Source organism: Anaerostipes sp. MSJ-23 (assembly GCF_018918155.1).
Taxonomy (GTDB): domain Bacteria; phylum Bacillota; class Clostridia; order Lachnospirales; family Lachnospiraceae; genus Anaerostipes.
This window is the reverse complement of the sequence record NZ_JAHLPY010000010.1, coordinates 29,610-45,534: the sequence shown is the minus strand read 5'-3', so window position 1 is coordinate 45,534 and position 15,925 is coordinate 29,610. Positions and strand designations below refer to the sequence as shown.

Genomic DNA, 15,925 nt, shown 5'->3' with positions numbered 1-15,925 from the left:
TTTTTCGATTGTTATTGAAAGAACTTTCAGAATAATACAAAAGTATTGAAAATAATTTTAAAGCGGATATACTAGAGATAAAGAACGAAACAAAGAAGGAGGAAATCAAAATGGGTATTGAAAATCTCAAAGGAAAACTAATTGTTTCTTGTCAGGCTTTGCCAGAGGAACCTCTTCATTCTTCTTTTATCATGGGAAGAATGGCTTTGGCAGCAAAGCAAGGTGGAGCTTTTGGAATTCGGGCAAACACAAAAGAAGATATTTCCGAAATTAAAAAAACGGTTGATCTTCCAGTGATTGGAATTGTAAAAAGAAATTATGAAGGCTGTGATGTTTATATCACACCGACAATGAAAGAAATAGAAGAACTTATGGAGGTAAAACCAGAAATTATAGCAATAGATGCAACGGTTTCTAGTCGTCCCAAAGGAGTTTCTGTCGATGATTTCTTCCAAAAAGTCAAAGAAAAATATCCGAATCAGTTATTTATGGCAGATTGTTCGACGGTAGAAGAGGCGATTCATGCAGATGAACTTGGATTTGATTTTATAGGAACAACATTGGTTGGCTATACAAAACAAAGCAGTCATTTAAAAATTGAGAAGAATAATTTTGAAATTCTTCGAGAAATTTTAAAAAAAGTGAAACATCCGGTCATCGCAGAAGGAAATATTAATACTCCACAAAAAGCAAAAAGAGTGTTGGAACTTGGAGCATATAGTGTTGTTGTTGGATCTGCAATTACAAGACCACAGTTAATCACAAAATCATTTGCACAGGAAATAGAGACTTTATAGTAAAGGGAAAAAACATGGAATATGAGAAAAAATCCGTTATACCGGTTATAGAATCAACATATGAAAATTTTACACCGATGGAACGGATCATTGCTGATTTTTTTCTGAAAAATAAAAAAAAGATCAATTTTTCCGCAAAGCAAATTTCAAAAAAATTATTTGTATCAGAGGCTTCTTTGTCAAGGTTTGCTCAAAAATGTGGTTATCGAGGCTATCGGGAATTTATTTACCAATATGAAGAAAATTTTGTAGAAAGTCATCAGGAAATTACAGCTCATACAAGAACAGTATTAAATGCGTATCAAGAATTATTGAATAAAACGTACAGTTTGATGGATGAAGGACAGATTTTAAGAATTTGTGATGATCTTGGAAAAGCAAAAAGAGTTTTTGTATGTGGAAAAGGTAGTTCGGGACTTGCTGCAAGAGAAATGAAACTTCGGTTTATGAGAATTGGTGTAGACATTGATTCTATTCAAGATCCTGATTTAATGAGGATGCAGGCAGTGATGCAAAAAGAGGGGCGTCTGGTGATTGGAATTAGTATTAGTGGAAGTTCTTCAGATGTTCTTTATATGCTAAGGAAGTCTCATCACCGAGGAGCTAAGACCATATTACTTACAGGGAGAAATGTGGAAAATTACCAGGAATTTTGCGATGAACTTGTTTTGATTCCTTCTTTGAAATACCTGGATCATGGAAATTTAATTTCTCCACAGTTTCCAATCTTGATTACGTTGGACTTAATCTACTCATACTATGTAGAACAAGATAAATTGAAAAAAGAAATGTTACATGATGATACGTTGAAAGCGTTGAAAGGAGAGAAAAAATGAGAATTTATAAAACAAAAGATTATGATGAAATGAGCAGAGTGGCAGCAAATATTATATCTGCACAAATTATTTTAAAACCAGAGTCTATGCTTGGATTGGCAACAGGATCTTCACCAATTGGCGTTTATGAACAGTTAGTAAAATGGTATGAAAAAGGAGATCTTGATTTTTCAAATGTAACAACGGTTAATTTGGATGAATACAAAGGTCTTCCAAAGGAAAATGAGCAAAGTTATTATTATTTTATGCATGAACATTTATTTGATAAAGTAAATATCAATGTTGAGAACACATATCTTCCAGATGGAATGAATCTTGACAGTGAAGCAGAGGCAACACGTTATGAAGCGCTTGTAAAAAGCCTTGGAATTGTAGATCTTCAGCTTTTGGGTCTTGGAAGAAACGGTCATATTGGGTTTAATGAACCTGGAGATATTTTTGAAAAAGCAACACATTGTGTAACATTAAAAGAAAGTACCATTGATGCAAATAAGAGATTTTTCGATTCTATTGATGATGTACCAAAACAGGCTTATAGCATGGGAATCGGTACGATTCTAAGATCTAAAAAATTATTAGTTGTCGTAAGTGGAGAAGAAAAAGCACAGGCACTTAAAGATTCTATTTGTGGGGAAGTAACACCACAGGTACCTGGATCAATTCTTCAGTTCCATAATGATGTGACAATTGTTGCAGATGAAGCAGCATTATCACTTGTACCAGAAGAATATTTATCTCAGAAATAGAAAAATGCTAAAGAGAAGGCGATATTATGATTATAAAAAATATAAAAATTTATCAACCGGATCAGACGTTTGTTCCTGGTGTTATTATAACAGAAGATGATCATATCAAAGAAGTCTACACAGAAAGGGAAGCTGTCGAAAGTACAGCTTCCCAACAGGTGCTTGATGGACAAGGATGTTATTGTATTCCTGGAATGATTGATCTTCATTTTCATGGATGTAAAGGTGCTGATTTTTGTGATGGAACAAGAGAAGTATTGGATACAATTTCACAGTTTGAAGCATCTATTGGAGTGACAGCAATTTCTCCAGCTACGATGACACTCCCAGTAGAAAAACTGGAACAGATCCTTGAAAATGCAGCGGATTATCGTGACCTGCAAGAAAAAAAACAAACTATTTGGGGAGCAGATTTAGTTGGGGTTAATATGGAGGGACCTTTTATCAGCAAAGTAAAAAAAGGGGCCCAGGATGAAAAAAATATTATTCCTTGCGATGTTTCTATTTATAAAAAATTTCAAAAAGCGGCTCGTGGACTTGTAAAATTTGTTGGTATTGCGCCGGAAGAAAGTGAATGCAGTGATTTTATAAAAGAAGTAAAAGAAGAAGTATCGGTTTCTCTTGCCCATACAAATGCAGATTATGATACTGCTATGGAGGCCTTTGATCTTGGGGCAGATCATGCGGTGCATCTTTATAATGCAATGCCGCCATTTCATCATAGGAATCCAGGTGTAATTGGTGCAGTATCAGATAGTCCTCATGTTATGGCTGAATTAATTTGCGATGGAATTCATATTCATCCATCCGTTGTAAGAGCAACATTTCAGATGATGGGAGCAGAGCGTATGATTCTCATCAGTGATAGTATGCGTGCAACTGGGATGCCGGACGGTTCTTATACACTAGGCGGATTGGATGTTAATGTTAGAGGAAATCGTGCAACACTTGCGTCAGATGGAGCATTGGCTGGTTCCGCGACAACATTACCAGACTGTGTTAGAATTGCAGTAAAGAAGATGGGAATTCCTTTAGAGACAGCCATTGCCTGTGCCACTATTCATCCAGCAAAAAGCTTGAAAATTGACGATAGGTACGGATCTATTGAAGAAGGGAAAAAAGCGGACCTTGTTTTATGGGACGAAGAACTTCGCTTAAAAAAAGTAATTAAAGATGGACAAATCTATCCATCAGAATTTTGTGAAATTTAAATTTTTATGGAATAGGTTTTAAAATTTTTGCATACACTACGATAGTGAAGGAGTGTATGTGAGTGAAAAAAAGGATAAAAACAGCAGTTGTATTGTGTTTGACTGGTATTCTTTGTTTTAGCCATAGGGTAAACGCAAGAGAATTCATGCAGCTGTCAGCAGGAAGCAGGAGCCAGATGGAATATCTGGTTCAGAAAAAGATTCTAAACGAACAAAGAAATTATCTTTTGCAAGTAAAACTTTTGAAAAAAATTGATTTAGAACAAATAATCAGGGAAAGACCTGTTTATATTCCAAAAACAATGTATGAAGTTACGAATAGAGAACAAAGGATTTTAGAAAGAATCGTGGAAGCGGAAGCTACGGATAAAGATTTAAAGAGCAAAATTCTTGTGGCCAATGTGATTTTAAATCGAGTTAGAGCAAAAGAGTTTCCAAATACGATTGAAGCAGTTGTTTTTCAAAGAGAAAATGGACAAGTACAGTTTTCTCCAACGGCAGATGGAAGATATGACTCGGTAACTATTACAAAAAGTACAAGGCAAAGTGTAAAAAGAGTGCTTGAGGGAGAAGATTATTCAGAAGGAGCTTTATATTTTGTGGAAAAGACAATGGCAACTCCAGGAAATGTTTCATGGTTTGAGCGTTCTCTTACAAGGCTTTTTACTTATGAAGGTCATTCTTTTTATAAATAGAGCTTGACATCTAAATGAAAAAGTATTATGATTTTAAACAAATAGAAAAGAAACCGTTGAGGAAGAGTAGTAAGCAGAATAGGAAGGATTCCAAGAGAGCTGCAGGTGGTGTGATTGCAGTATGATTTCCCTGTTGAATGGACTTCCGAGGGCGATTTTGAATTCAGTAGGGATCGCCGGGCACCCGACCCGTTATCAGAGTGGGCATATATGTTAGTATATGATTTAAGTGGACATTATAATGTCAATTTGAGTGGTACCGCGGATATTTCGCCTCAAGCAGAAGATGCTTGGGGCTTTTCTTTTTTCTATTTTCCAAAAAGAATTCAAAAAAGAGATGAATTCAAGAAACGTACAACTTAAAGGAAAAAGGAGAAAAAATGATGAGAACAATGAAAAAAGTATTAGCAGCAGGATTAACAGCAATCATGGCACTGTCTCTTATGACTGGATGCGGAAGCAACAAGAAAGATAGTAGTAATAAAACATACAATCTTGGAATTATCCAGTTTGCAGAACATGGATCTTTGGATAACTGCAGAAAAGGATTTTTACAGGGACTGAAAGATGAAGGCATTGAGCAAGGAAAGAATTTAAAAATTACTTATAAAAATTCTCAATCTGATACGGCAACGGATAATCAGATTGCTTCTAACTTTGCATCGAAAAATCTTGATATGATTTGTGCAATTGCAACACCGAGTGCACAAAGTGCATATAACGCAGTAAAAGGTAGTGACACACCTGTCATCTACACAGCAGTAACATCACCAAAAGCAGCAGGATTTGTTGATAAAAATGGAAAGAATCTTGGAAATATTACTGGAACATCAGATTTAGTTCTTGCAGAAAAACAGTTAAAATTAATTCGTCAGATGATGCCAAAAGCAAAGAATGTTGGAATTTTATATAGCACCAATGAAGCAAATGCGAAAGCTGGTATTGAAGCTTACGAAAAAGTTGCAGATAAATATGGATTTAAAATTATTACACAAGGAATTACAGCATCTGCAGATATGCCAATGGCAGCAGATAGTTTGATTAAAAAAGTTGATTGTATTACAAACTTAACAGATAATTTGGTTGTTAGCAATATGCAGACTTACTTACAGAAAGCAAACCAAGCAAAGATTCCTGTATTTGGTTCTGAAGTAGAACAGGTAAAATTAGGATGTGTTGCATGTGTCGGTATTGATTTTGTGAAATTAGGGGAACAGACAGGAAAGATGGCTGCGAAAGTGTTAAAGGGTGAAGAAAAAGCAAAAGATATGAAGTTTGAGACATTTAACAATGGAGATGTGATCATCAATACAGCAGCCGCAAAGAAAATTGGTATGAATATCAATAATGACGTAAAAAAACAGGCAAAACAGACATTTAACAAAATTAGTGCCCCAGAAAAATAATCAGGAGATGTAAAAAATTATGGAACAATTAATCATTGGCGTATTTGAGCAGGGATTTATCTATGCAATTATGGCGCTTGGCGTATACATTACTTATAAAATATTGGATTTTCCAGACTTATCAGTAGATAGTACTTTCCCATTGGGAGCAGCGGTTACGACTATTATACTCTCGTCTGGGAAAAATCCAATTTTAGCATTGCTTGCTTCAACAGCAGCAGGAGCCTTGGCTGGAATGGTTACCGGTATTATCCATGTGAAATTTAAAGTTAGAGACCTTTTATCGGGAATTATCGTCATGACAGGGCTTTATACATTAAATTTAAGAATTGTTGGCCAGAATAATGTTCCATTATTTAATTACAAATCTATTTTTGATAATGATTTTATCAATGGAATTTTCCCAACATTTTTATCACCTTATAAGACTGTCATCATTATTTTTATTGTTATGGTGATTGCAAAGGTATTACTTGATTTGTATTTAAAAACAAAATCTGGATACCTGCTTCGTGCAGTTGGTGATAATCCAACGATTGTTACTTCTCTTGCAAAGGATAGTGGGTTTGTAAAAATTGTGGGACTTGCTATTTCCAATGGACTTGTTTCTTTGGCAGGAAGTGTTATGTGTCAGCAACAAAGATTTTTTGAAATTTCTATGGGAACTGGAACGATTGTAATCGGACTTGCAAGTGTTATTATTGGAACAAACGTTTTTAAAGGAAAATTTTTTAAGGCAACAACGGCTGTTGTAATAGGTTCGGTTATTTATAAAGCCTGCGTGGCTATTGCCATTGAAGTTGGTTTACCTGCAACGGATTTAAAACTAATTACTGCGGCACTGTTTTTAATCATTTTGGTTGTCAGTATGGACCGTAAGAAGAAGGTGAAAAAATCATGATTGAATTAAAACATATTGATAAATATTATAATATTGGAACGGTAAATGAAGTTTGTCTATTTAAAGATTTTAATTTGACAATCAATGATGGCGATTTTATTTCAGTTATTGGAAGTAATGGATCTGGGAAAACTTCTTTGTTAAATCTTATATGTGGGAGTCTTGAGGTCGAAGATGGAACAATTACTTTAAATGGAGAAGACATTACACATCAAAAGGAATTTATTCGTCAGAGAAAAATTGGGCGTGTTTATCAAAATCCAGCAATGGGTACTTGTCCTTCTATGACCATTCTTGAGAATATGTCATTAGCGGATAATAAAGGAAAGAGTTTCGGTCTTAGTTTTGGAACAAATAAAAAAAGAAAAGATTATTATCGAGAGCTATTAAGTCAACTTGGTCTTGGCCTGGAAGATATGATGGGGAGTAAAGTTGGAGCACTTTCTGGAGGGCAACGTCAAGCAATGGCACTGTTGATGACAACGATGGCACCGATTGAATTTTTGATTCTTGATGAACATACTGCTGCATTGGATCCAAAAACAGCGGAATTAATTATGGAATTGACAGGAAAAGTTGTGAAGGAAAAGAAATTGACAACAATTATGGTCACACATAATCTTCGTTATGCTGTTGAATATGGAAATCGTCTGATTATGATGCATCAAGGACATGCGATTGTCGATAAGGCAGGAGAAGAAAAGGCAAATCTTGTCGTAGATGATCTTCTTGATCAGTTCAATCAAATTAGTATTGAGACAGGAAATTAGAAAAAACAAGACAGGGTCTTTGTACAAAGAGGCTCTGTTTTTTTCTTTCCTAGAAATTCTTCATAAAATATAAATTAAGAAAGAAAAGAGGTTATACAATGGAACAACAAGAAAAGAAACATAAACGTCGAGTACGTTATAGAGGGACACATCCAAGACGATTTGAGGAAAAATATAAAGAATTAAACCCAGAAAAATATGGAGATACGATTCAAAAAGTCATTAGCAAGGGAAGCACTCCGGCTGGAATGCATCTTTCTATTTGCGTCAAAGAGATTCTTGATTTTTTTGATATTAAACCAGGACAAAAAGGATTAGACGCTACGCTTGGATATGGCGGTCATACAAGAAAAATGTTGGAAAGACTTCAAGGGAAAGGGCATATTTATGCGCTGGATGTGGATCCAATTGAATCAGTAAAGACGGAAAAACGATTGCATGAGGCTGGATTTGGCGAAGATGTTTTAAGTATTATCCATACAAATTTTGCAAATATTGATCAGGTAGCAAAAGAACATGGTCCATTTGATTTTATTTTAGCAGATCTTGGGGTATCCTCTATGCAGATTGATAATCCAGAGCGTGGTTTTTCTTATAAATTTGAAGGTCCACTGGATTTGAGGTTAAATCCAGAAAAGGGAATTTCGGCAGCAGAGCGTTTAGAAGATATTACAAAGGCAGAATTTGAAGGAATGCTTATTGAGAATTCAGATGAACCTTATGCCAAACAAATTGCAAAAGAAGCAATATCAGTGATGAAACGTGGACAAAAAATTAAGACAACGACAGATCTTAAAAATGTGATAGAAAAGGCACTTTCTTTTTTGTCGGAAAAAGAAAGAAAAGAAGCTGTAAAAAAATCCTGCCAAAGAACATTTCAAGCTTTACGTATTGATGTAAACAGTGAATTTGAAGTGCTAGAAGAATTTCTTGAAAAGCTTCCAGAAGCGTTAGCAAAAGGAGGACGTGTGGCAATTCTTACATTCCATTCAGGGGAAGATCGTCTTGTTAAACATGCATTTAAAGATGGAAAGAAATCTGGAATTTATAGCGATGTAGCAAAAGACGTTATTCGCCCTTCAAAAGAAGAGTGTGCAAGAAATGGACGCGCAAAATCAACAAAAATGCGTTGGGCGATTCGAGCATAGAAATAGAAAATGATAAAAGATTTCATTAGAATACATTAGATAATAGTTGCATATTGTTTTGAAAATGAGTAAAATAAACCTTTAGAGTCTAAAATTAAAATAAAAGAAGGCGGATTATATTATGTTAGAAACACTTGCAAAAAACATTATTCAGATGATTCAGGGAAATCTATGGATTGGACCGTTTTTCGCCCTGGCAGCGGGACTTTTTACATCCCTAACACCATGTGGATTATCAAATATTCCATTAATTACAGGGTATGTGACGGCAGATGGAGAGGAGATTGAAGATAACAAAAAAGCTCTCCTATTATCTATTACTTTTGCAGTAGGAGCTGCTGTAACCTTTATTTGTCTTGGATTTCTGGCGTCTGCGCTTGGTCATATGATTGGACATTCAGAGATTCTTCATATTATATTAGGAATTTTGATGATTTTAATGGCCTTGCAGATGTGGGGAGTCATTCATCTTATCCCTCATGTTCATGGAGTTGGTGGTCATGGGAAAAAAGGATTTATTGGTGCTTTTTTTGTCGGAATGATTGGTGGGATTTTTTCTTCTCATTGTGCAGCACCAGTCATTATCATGTTGCTTGCGATTGCAACGCAGAGCGGTAATTTTCTTCTTGGAATTATTTTATTGCTTTGTTATTCCATCGGACATGGAATTATTATTGTACTTGCAGGAACATCTGTTGGATTTGCCAATCGCTTGGATGAAAGTAGTGCGGCTAATTTGACTGCAAAGATTTTTAAAGGAATTCTTGGTATTTTAATGTTGGTCATTGGAATTTATATGTTACTTGGAGATTGATTTTAAAAGCCTTTTAAAACAGAATAAAATGTTAATAAATGAAAAGATGTACAAGAAAAATGAAAAAAAATTCTTGTACATCTTTTCATTTTTTTGCAAAACAACAAAATGATTAAAAATGACTAAAAATGATTGACTTTGACTGAAATAGTGCTATAATTTAAGAAAAAGGAAGAGAAACAATCAAAATCAGAATGGAGAATGACTGATTTTGAATGATTTATAACAAGAAAAGGAGGATCATGTTGTATGCGAATTACAGAATTATTGCAAGATGTCACAATTGACCTTGGCGTAAAAGTAAGCAGCAAAGAAGAAGCAATTGATCATTTGGTTGACTTGATGGTGAAGGGTGGAAATATTTCCGATCGAGAGGAATATAAAAAGGGAATCCTTGCCAGAGAAGCAACAGGAACAACTGGAATTGGTGGAGGAATCGCGATTCCACATGCCAAAAACAAAGCAGTTACGAAAGCAGGACTTGCATCTATGACTGTTCCAGATGGGGTAGATTATGAAGCAATGGATGGAGAACCATCCGATGTATTCTTTATGATCGCTGCGCCTGCGGAAGGAAGCGATGTTCATTTGGAAGCATTGGCAAGATTATCAACAATTTTAATGGACCCTGTTTTTAAAGAAAAACTTTTAAAAGCAACAACAAAAGAAGAATATCTGAAATTGATTGATGAAAAAGAAACTGAAAAATTCCCAGAAGAGGCAGAGAAAAAAGAAGAACAGCCAGAAAAAACAATAAAGGATGGATACCGGGTATTGGCTGTTACTGCATGTCCGACAGGAATTGCGCATACCTTTATGGCCGCAGAATCTTTGGAAAACAAAGCAAAAGAGATGGGAATTGCATTAAAGGCAGAAACCAATGGCTCTGGTGGTGCAAAAAATATACTGACAAAAGAAGAAATTGAACATTGTGATGGAATTATCGTTGCAGCAGATAAAAATGTCGAAATGGCACGTTTTGATGGAAAACAAGTGCTCCAGACAAAAGTTGCAGATGGAATTAATAAACCTCAAGAATTGATCCAGACAATTCTTGATGGAAAAGCTCCAACGTATCATCATTCTGGAGCTGCACAGGAAGAAGAACAGGGAGAAGGAGAAAGTGTTGGACGTCAGATTTATAAACATTTGATGAATGGTGTATCACATATGCTTCCGTTCGTTATTGGCGGTGGTATTTTGATCGCATTAGCATTCCTGTTTGATAATCAAGCAATTAACCCAGCAAACTTTGGTAAAAATACACCTCTTGCGGCAACATTAAAGACCATCGGTGAGCAGGCCTTTGGATTTATGCTTCCAATCCTTGCAGGATTTATTGCAATGAGTATTGCAGACCGTCCAGGACTTGCTGTTGGTTTTGTTGGTGGAGCACTGGCAAACGGTGGTTATACATTTGCTAATATTATGTCCTATGATTCTTCAAAAGCAATTTCATCCGGATTTATCGGTGCGTTGCTTGCAGGATTTATTGGTGGATATATTATTGTATTATTAAGAAAGCTTTTTGATAAGCTTCCAAGTGCACTGGAAGGATTAAAGCCAATTCTTCTTTATCCCGTATGTGGTATTTTGATTATGGGAATCATTATGATCGCAATTAACCCAATTGTTGGTGCGATTAATACAGGATTAAATAATTTCCTTTCTTCAATGAGCGGAACAAGTTCAATCCTTCTTGGTGCAATTCTTGGTGGAATGATGTCTGTTGATATGGGTGGTCCATTCAATAAAGCTGCTTATGTTTTCGGTACAGCGCAGTTAACAGTAGCAAATGCAGGTGCAGAGCAATATGCAATTATGGCAGCTGTTATGGCTGGTGGTATGGTACCTCCTCTTGCGATTGCATTATGTACAACATTCTTTAAGAACCGTTTTACAGAAAATGAAAGAAAATCAGGGGTTGTAAACTATGTAATGGGATTATCTTTCATTACAGAAGGTGCTATCCCATTTGCAGCCGGTGATCCAATTCATATTTTACCTCCATGTATTATTGGATCAGCAGTCGCAGGAGCGTTATCTATGGCGTTCCACTGTGGACTTCCGGCACCTCATGGTGGAATCTTTGTTATCGGTGTTATTACAAATCCATTACAGTACATCTTATCGGTAGCGATTGGAGCAGTCATTGGAATGCTGATTATGTCTTTTACAAAGAAACCATTGAAAAAATAAATATGACTCATTATTTACAGAGATTGCATTTTATGCAATCTCTGTTTGCTATTTCATAAAAACAATGCTATAATGTTACAAGTTGGAAAACAGACAGTTCATTCGTACCATCCTGTCTATAAAAAAAACTAGGACTTGAAAGATTAGAATTTCAGGGTACAGGTGCGTAATCTGTATCCTTTTTCATGTATTTTAGTATAGAGGAAGGAAAAACAACTATGTATCAGTTAACAACACAGGCATCATTTGATTCTGCGCATTTTCTGTCTGGATATGATGGAAAATGTAGCAATCTCCACGGGCATCGCTGGAAACTTGAAGTAAGTGTAAAAAGTGAGACATTAGAAGAGTGTGGACAGACAAGAGGAATGATTGTTGATTTTGGACAATTAAAAAAGGATGTAAAAACTTTGGCAGATGAGTTTGATCATTGTTTGATCATAGAAAAAGGAACTTTAAGAGAAAAGACAATGGAAGCTTTGAAAGAAGAACATTTTCGTATGATCGAAGTGGAATTTCGCCCGACAGCGGAAAATTTTGCAAAATATTTCTTTTATAGGATTAAAAGTCTTGGATATGAGGTTGGTCTGGTAAATGTATACGAGACTCCAAATAATATGGCGGGATATGGTGAGTAAGATGGAAAAGTTTCAGGTTGTTGAGACGTTTGTAAGTATTAATGGAGAAGGAAAAAAGGCAGGTCGTCTTGCTATGTTTATTCGATTAAAAGGTTGTAATCTTTCCTGCTCTTATTGTGATACAAAATGGGCGAACGAAAAAAAAGCAAAATGTGAATTATTGACTGCGAAACAGATTACAGATCGAATCCTAGAGTCTGGCGTGGAATTAGTTACATTGACAGGTGGAGAGCCTTTACTTGATGAAAATATTCAGGAGTTGATTGGAAGCATTCTGATGGAACCGGTGGAACTTGAAATTGAAACCAATGGGAGCGTTCCGATTCGTCCATTTAAAGAAAGAGATGCTAGGCTGACTATGACAATGGACTATAAGCTTCCGTCCAGTCATATGGAAGAAGCTATGTGTCTTGAGAATATGGAACAGTTAAAGCCATGGGATGTTGTAAAATTTGTCATTGGGAGCAAGGAAGATTTAGTGCGTGCCAAAGAAATCATAGATCGTTTTTCTCTGTGTCAACGTGCAATCGTTTATTTTAGTCCAGTTTTTGGGAAAATTCAACCAGAAGAGATTGTAGAGTATATGAAAGAAGAACATTTAAATAAGGTAAGATTTCAAATCCAGATTCATAAGGTAGTCTGGGATCCGGAACAAACCGGAGTGTAGGAGGAAGAAAAAATTATGGCAATCGATAAAGAGGCAATAAAAGAACATATTAGAGGAATTTTAGTTGCTTTAGGAGATAATCCAGATAGAGAAGGATTAAAAGAGACCCCGGATCGTGTAGCAAGAATGTATGAAGAAGTTTTTGAAGGCATGAATTATACAAATCATGAAATTGCACAGATGTTTGATAAAACATTTGAAGATGATCTGGAAGTAAAAAAACATAGAGATATGGTAGTCGTAAAAGATATTGATATTTTTAGTTATTGTGAACATCATATGGCATTAATGTATGATATGAAAGTTTCGGTAGCTTATCTTCCAAACGGAAAGGTTCTTGGGCTGAGTAAAATTGCAAGAATTTGTGATATGGTTGGAAAACGATTACAGCTTCAGGAACGTATCGGAAGTGATATTGCAGAAATTATCATGGAAGTTGCAAACTGTAAAGATGTAGCTGTTTATATTGAAGGGTGTCATAGTTGTATGAGTGCGCGTGGAATTAAAAAGAATAATGCTAAAACAGTTACAACGACATTACGTGGAAAATTTGAGACAGATGATACATTAAAATGGCATTTCTTAATGCAGGCAGGAAAATAGAGGAGGAAAGTTATGGCAAAACCAACGAAAGCTGTTGTTGTATTCAGCGGTGGGCAGGACAGTACAACATGTCTTTTCTGGGCAAAACAAAAATACGAAGAAGTTATCGCATTATCATTTAATTATGGACAGCGACATTCATTAGAATTGGAATGTGCAAAGAAAATTTGTAAAGAACATGGAATCGAACATCATATTTTAGATATGGAGCTTTTAAATCAATTGGCTCCAAATTCTTTAACGAGAGTAGATATGGAAGTAGATCATGAAGCTCCACAAGAAGGAACACCAAATACTTTTGTAGATGGAAGAAATATGCTCTTTCTTACATTTGCAGCTGTCTTTGCAAAACAAAGAGGAATTCATGTGCTTGTAACAGGAGTATCACAAAGTGATTTTAGTGGATATCCAGATTGTCGTCATGTCTTTATTTCCTCTTTAGAAACAACATTGACGCTTGCAATGGATTATGAATTTGAAGTAATCACACCAATGATGTGGATTGATAAAAAAGAGACATGGGCAATGGCTGACCGTCTTGGTGTTTTTGATATTATTCGAAATGAGACACTGACATGTTATAATGGAGTTATGGGAGATGGATGTGGGCATTGTCCAGCATGTAAACTTCGAAATAGAGGACTTCAGGAATATTTGAAAATTAGAAAAAAATAAAAAGGTTCAAAAAAGTGTCTGCATATCTGCTGGATGTGCAGGCACTTTTTTCTATGCATACATTTTTCTTTATTCAGGAATAAATTTACGTCATAAATATCTGCGGTTTCTTTGTAATTGTGATTATGGTTAACACAGTATGTAATAATTTCTTTTCGTTTTTCAGATATAAAAGCAGGAGTTCCATGTATTAATTTCTTTTCGAAGTGTTGAAACTCCAATATGATATTTTATCGGAACAAACCGACGCCATTGAGATACTCTTGTAATATCTTTACTCTGAATTTAGGTATATGAGATGATTTAGATATAAAAATAACCTCCAAAGAAACAGATTTGGTTATTTTATCTGTCTACTTTAGAGGTATCATATCAATAGTTTCAAAGGCTACTTTTTTGATCTTTATTTCTTCGAAAAGGATTTCAATTCATATGCTGCAAATGTGATGGCACAAATTGCTGCGATTGCATCAGCTATAGGTGCGCTATACATAACACCATCGATTCCCATAAAAATTGGGAGAAGGATCATCAATGGAAGTAAGAAGATCACCTGTCTGGTTAACGATAGAAAAATACCGCGACTTGCTTTTCCGATTGCTGTAAAAAAGTTTGCAGTAATTGGCTGTAAGCCATTGATAAAAGTACAAAATAGGAAAATACGGAAAAACTTCTCAGCAAATTGGAAATAAGCTTCGCTTTCTGATCCGAAGATACCTATGATCTGTCTTGGGAATAGTTGAAAGCATAAGAAAGAAACTGTACTAATAATGGTTGCAGCAATAGCAGCTTTTAAATAAGCTTCTTTAACGCGATGAAATTTTTTGGCACCATAATTAAAACTAATAATCGGTTGTAATCCTTGAGAAATACCAATATTAATAGAAAAGAAAATCATATTGATTTTCGTGATAATTCCGGCACATGCAAGAGGAATATCACTTCCATAAGAGGAGTGCGCACCATAGTGAATTAAAACATTATTCATAACAATCTGAACAATCATTAGTGAAACTTGATTAAAAAATGGAGCCATTCCAAGGGATATAATTTTTTTGCAGTAAACACTATGTGGTTTTAATAAAGATTTGGTAAGTTTTACGGTTTTAAAGTGTCTAAGATATCCAATGACCATGAGTCCGGAAATAATTTGTCCAACAACAGTTGCCCATGCGGCACCGGCAATTCCCAAATGCAATCCAAAAATAAAAAGTGGATCAAGGATTGTGTTAATAATGGCTCCGGTTAAAGTACAAGCCATGGAAAATTTTGGACTTCCATCAGCTCTTATAAGGTTTGTGCCTCCGGTTGTAAGAATTAAAAATGGAAAACCAAACGAAGTAATTCCAGTATAAGTTAAGGAATAATTTAATACATCTGGTGTTGCTCCAAATAAAAGCATCATAGGTTTTAAAAAGATTTTGGTAATGATGCATAAAAATAGTCCAAGGGAAAATAACATTGTAATTGCATTTCCTGCAAATTTTGCAGCGTTTTCTTTTTCATTTCCACCCATACAAAGATTAAAATTTGCTGCGCCTCCAATACCACACATTAAAGCGATTGCAGTACAAGTAATCACAAGTGGAAAAGCAACGTTTGTAGCCGCATTTCCTAGCATTCCAACACTTCGGCCAATGAAAAATTGGTCAACCATATTATAGAGGGCACTGACCAACATAGCAATAATGCTCGGAATTGCAAAGCGCAATAAAAGGGTACCAATTTTGTCGGTACCTAGAGGGTTTTTGTTTTTCATTTGTTTCATAAAAATCTCCTTAATATAGTCTTATCCTAAGAAAATTATAATATAAAAGAA

The 15,925-nt window shown here is 35.3% G+C and carries 16 protein-coding genes and 1 other annotated feature; of the genes, 15 read left to right on the top strand and 1 reads right to left on the bottom strand.

Translation table 11 applies throughout. The annotated features are described in order from the left end of the window. Positions 1-110: 110 nt before the first annotated feature. The 15 genes from KQI71_RS07840 to queC all read left to right on the top strand — a co-directional run bounded on the left by KQI71_RS07840 (position 111) and on the right by queC (position 14,106). Complete coding sequence (locus KQI71_RS07840) at positions 111-797, top strand: N-acetylmannosamine-6-phosphate 2-epimerase (protein WP_253287994.1); 687 nt, start codon at positions 111-113, stop codon at positions 795-797. 14 nt (positions 798-811) lie between these two features. Next, positions 812-1,633, top strand: a complete 822-nt coding sequence (locus tag KQI71_RS07835) for a MurR/RpiR family transcriptional regulator (protein ID WP_216435360.1) — start codon at positions 812-814, stop codon at positions 1,631-1,633. After that, positions 1,630-2,379: a glucosamine-6-phosphate deaminase gene (gene nagB, locus KQI71_RS07830; protein ID WP_216435359.1), complete on the top strand. Its 750-nt coding sequence runs from the start codon at positions 1,630-1,632 to the stop codon at positions 2,377-2,379. Before KQI71_RS07835 ends, nagB begins: the two co-directional genes overlap by 4 nt. 26 nt (positions 2,380-2,405) lie before the next feature. Next, positions 2,406-3,590 (top strand): N-acetylglucosamine-6-phosphate deacetylase, encoded by a 1,185-nt coding sequence (gene nagA / locus KQI71_RS07825; RefSeq protein ID WP_216435358.1) that lies wholly within the window; start codon positions 2,406-2,408, stop codon positions 3,588-3,590. 62 nt (positions 3,591-3,652) lie between these two features. Next, positions 3,653-4,285 carry a cell wall hydrolase gene (locus tag KQI71_RS12865; protein ID WP_330655368.1) on the top strand — a complete coding sequence of 211 codons (633 nt, stop codon included), beginning with the start codon at positions 3,653-3,655 and terminating at the stop codon, positions 4,283-4,285. Between the two features lie 47 nt (positions 4,286-4,332). Beyond that, positions 4,333-4,566 (top strand) — a binding site (T-box leader). 102 nt (positions 4,567-4,668) lie between these two features. Continuing rightward, positions 4,669-5,691: an ABC transporter substrate-binding protein gene (locus tag KQI71_RS07815; RefSeq protein WP_216435357.1), complete on the top strand. Its 1,023-nt coding sequence runs from the start codon at positions 4,669-4,671 to the stop codon at positions 5,689-5,691. Positions 5,692-5,710: 19 nt separating this feature from the next. Further along, complete coding sequence (locus KQI71_RS07810) at positions 5,711-6,592, top strand: ABC transporter permease (RefSeq protein ID WP_216435356.1); 882 nt, start codon at positions 5,711-5,713, stop codon at positions 6,590-6,592. Continuing rightward, a complete protein-coding gene (locus KQI71_RS07805; protein ID WP_216435355.1) occupies positions 6,589-7,362 on the top strand; it encodes an ABC transporter ATP-binding protein in 774 nt (257 codons plus the stop codon). The genes KQI71_RS07810 and KQI71_RS07805 overlap by 4 nt, the downstream gene beginning before the upstream one ends. A gap of 98 nt (positions 7,363-7,460) precedes the next feature. After that, positions 7,461-8,510 (top strand): 16S rRNA (cytosine(1402)-N(4))-methyltransferase RsmH, encoded by a 1,050-nt coding sequence (rsmH, locus tag KQI71_RS07800; RefSeq protein WP_216435354.1) that lies wholly within the window; start codon positions 7,461-7,463, stop codon positions 8,508-8,510. Positions 8,511-8,631: 121 nt separating this feature from the next. Then, positions 8,632-9,324: a cytochrome c biogenesis CcdA family protein gene (locus tag KQI71_RS07795; protein ID WP_216435353.1), complete on the top strand. Its 693-nt coding sequence runs from the start codon at positions 8,632-8,634 to the stop codon at positions 9,322-9,324. A 249-nt stretch (positions 9,325-9,573) separates the two neighbouring features. Continuing rightward, positions 9,574-11,523, top strand: coding sequence for a PTS fructose transporter subunit IIABC (locus tag KQI71_RS07790; RefSeq protein ID WP_216435352.1), 1,950 nt, complete (start codon positions 9,574-9,576; stop codon positions 11,521-11,523). Positions 11,524-11,741: 218 nt separating this feature from the next. Further along, positions 11,742-12,161, top strand: coding sequence for a 6-carboxytetrahydropterin synthase QueD (queD, locus tag KQI71_RS07785; RefSeq protein WP_216435351.1), 420 nt, complete (start codon positions 11,742-11,744; stop codon positions 12,159-12,161). 1 nt (position 12,162) lies between these two features. Beyond that, positions 12,163-12,828, top strand: a complete 666-nt coding sequence (gene queE / locus KQI71_RS07780) for a putative 7-carboxy-7-deazaguanine synthase QueE (protein WP_216435350.1) — start codon at positions 12,163-12,165, stop codon at positions 12,826-12,828. A 15-nt stretch (positions 12,829-12,843) separates the two neighbouring features. Beyond that, a complete protein-coding gene (gene folE / locus KQI71_RS07775) occupies positions 12,844-13,431 on the top strand; it encodes a GTP cyclohydrolase I FolE (protein WP_216435349.1) in 588 nt (195 codons plus the stop codon). A 12-nt stretch (positions 13,432-13,443) separates the two neighbouring features. Continuing rightward, a complete protein-coding gene (queC, locus tag KQI71_RS07770) occupies positions 13,444-14,106 on the top strand; it encodes a 7-cyano-7-deazaguanine synthase QueC (protein WP_216435348.1) in 663 nt (220 codons plus the stop codon). Between the two features lie 403 nt (positions 14,107-14,509). Here the strand turns inward: queC and KQI71_RS07765 are convergent, their stop codons facing one another. Beyond that, the gene (locus tag KQI71_RS07765) at positions 14,510-15,874 is read right to left on the bottom strand and encodes an MATE family efflux transporter (RefSeq protein WP_216435347.1); all 1,365 of its coding nucleotides are present in this window, start codon (positions 15,872-15,874) and stop codon (positions 14,510-14,512) included. Positions 15,875-15,925 lie beyond the last annotated feature (51 nt).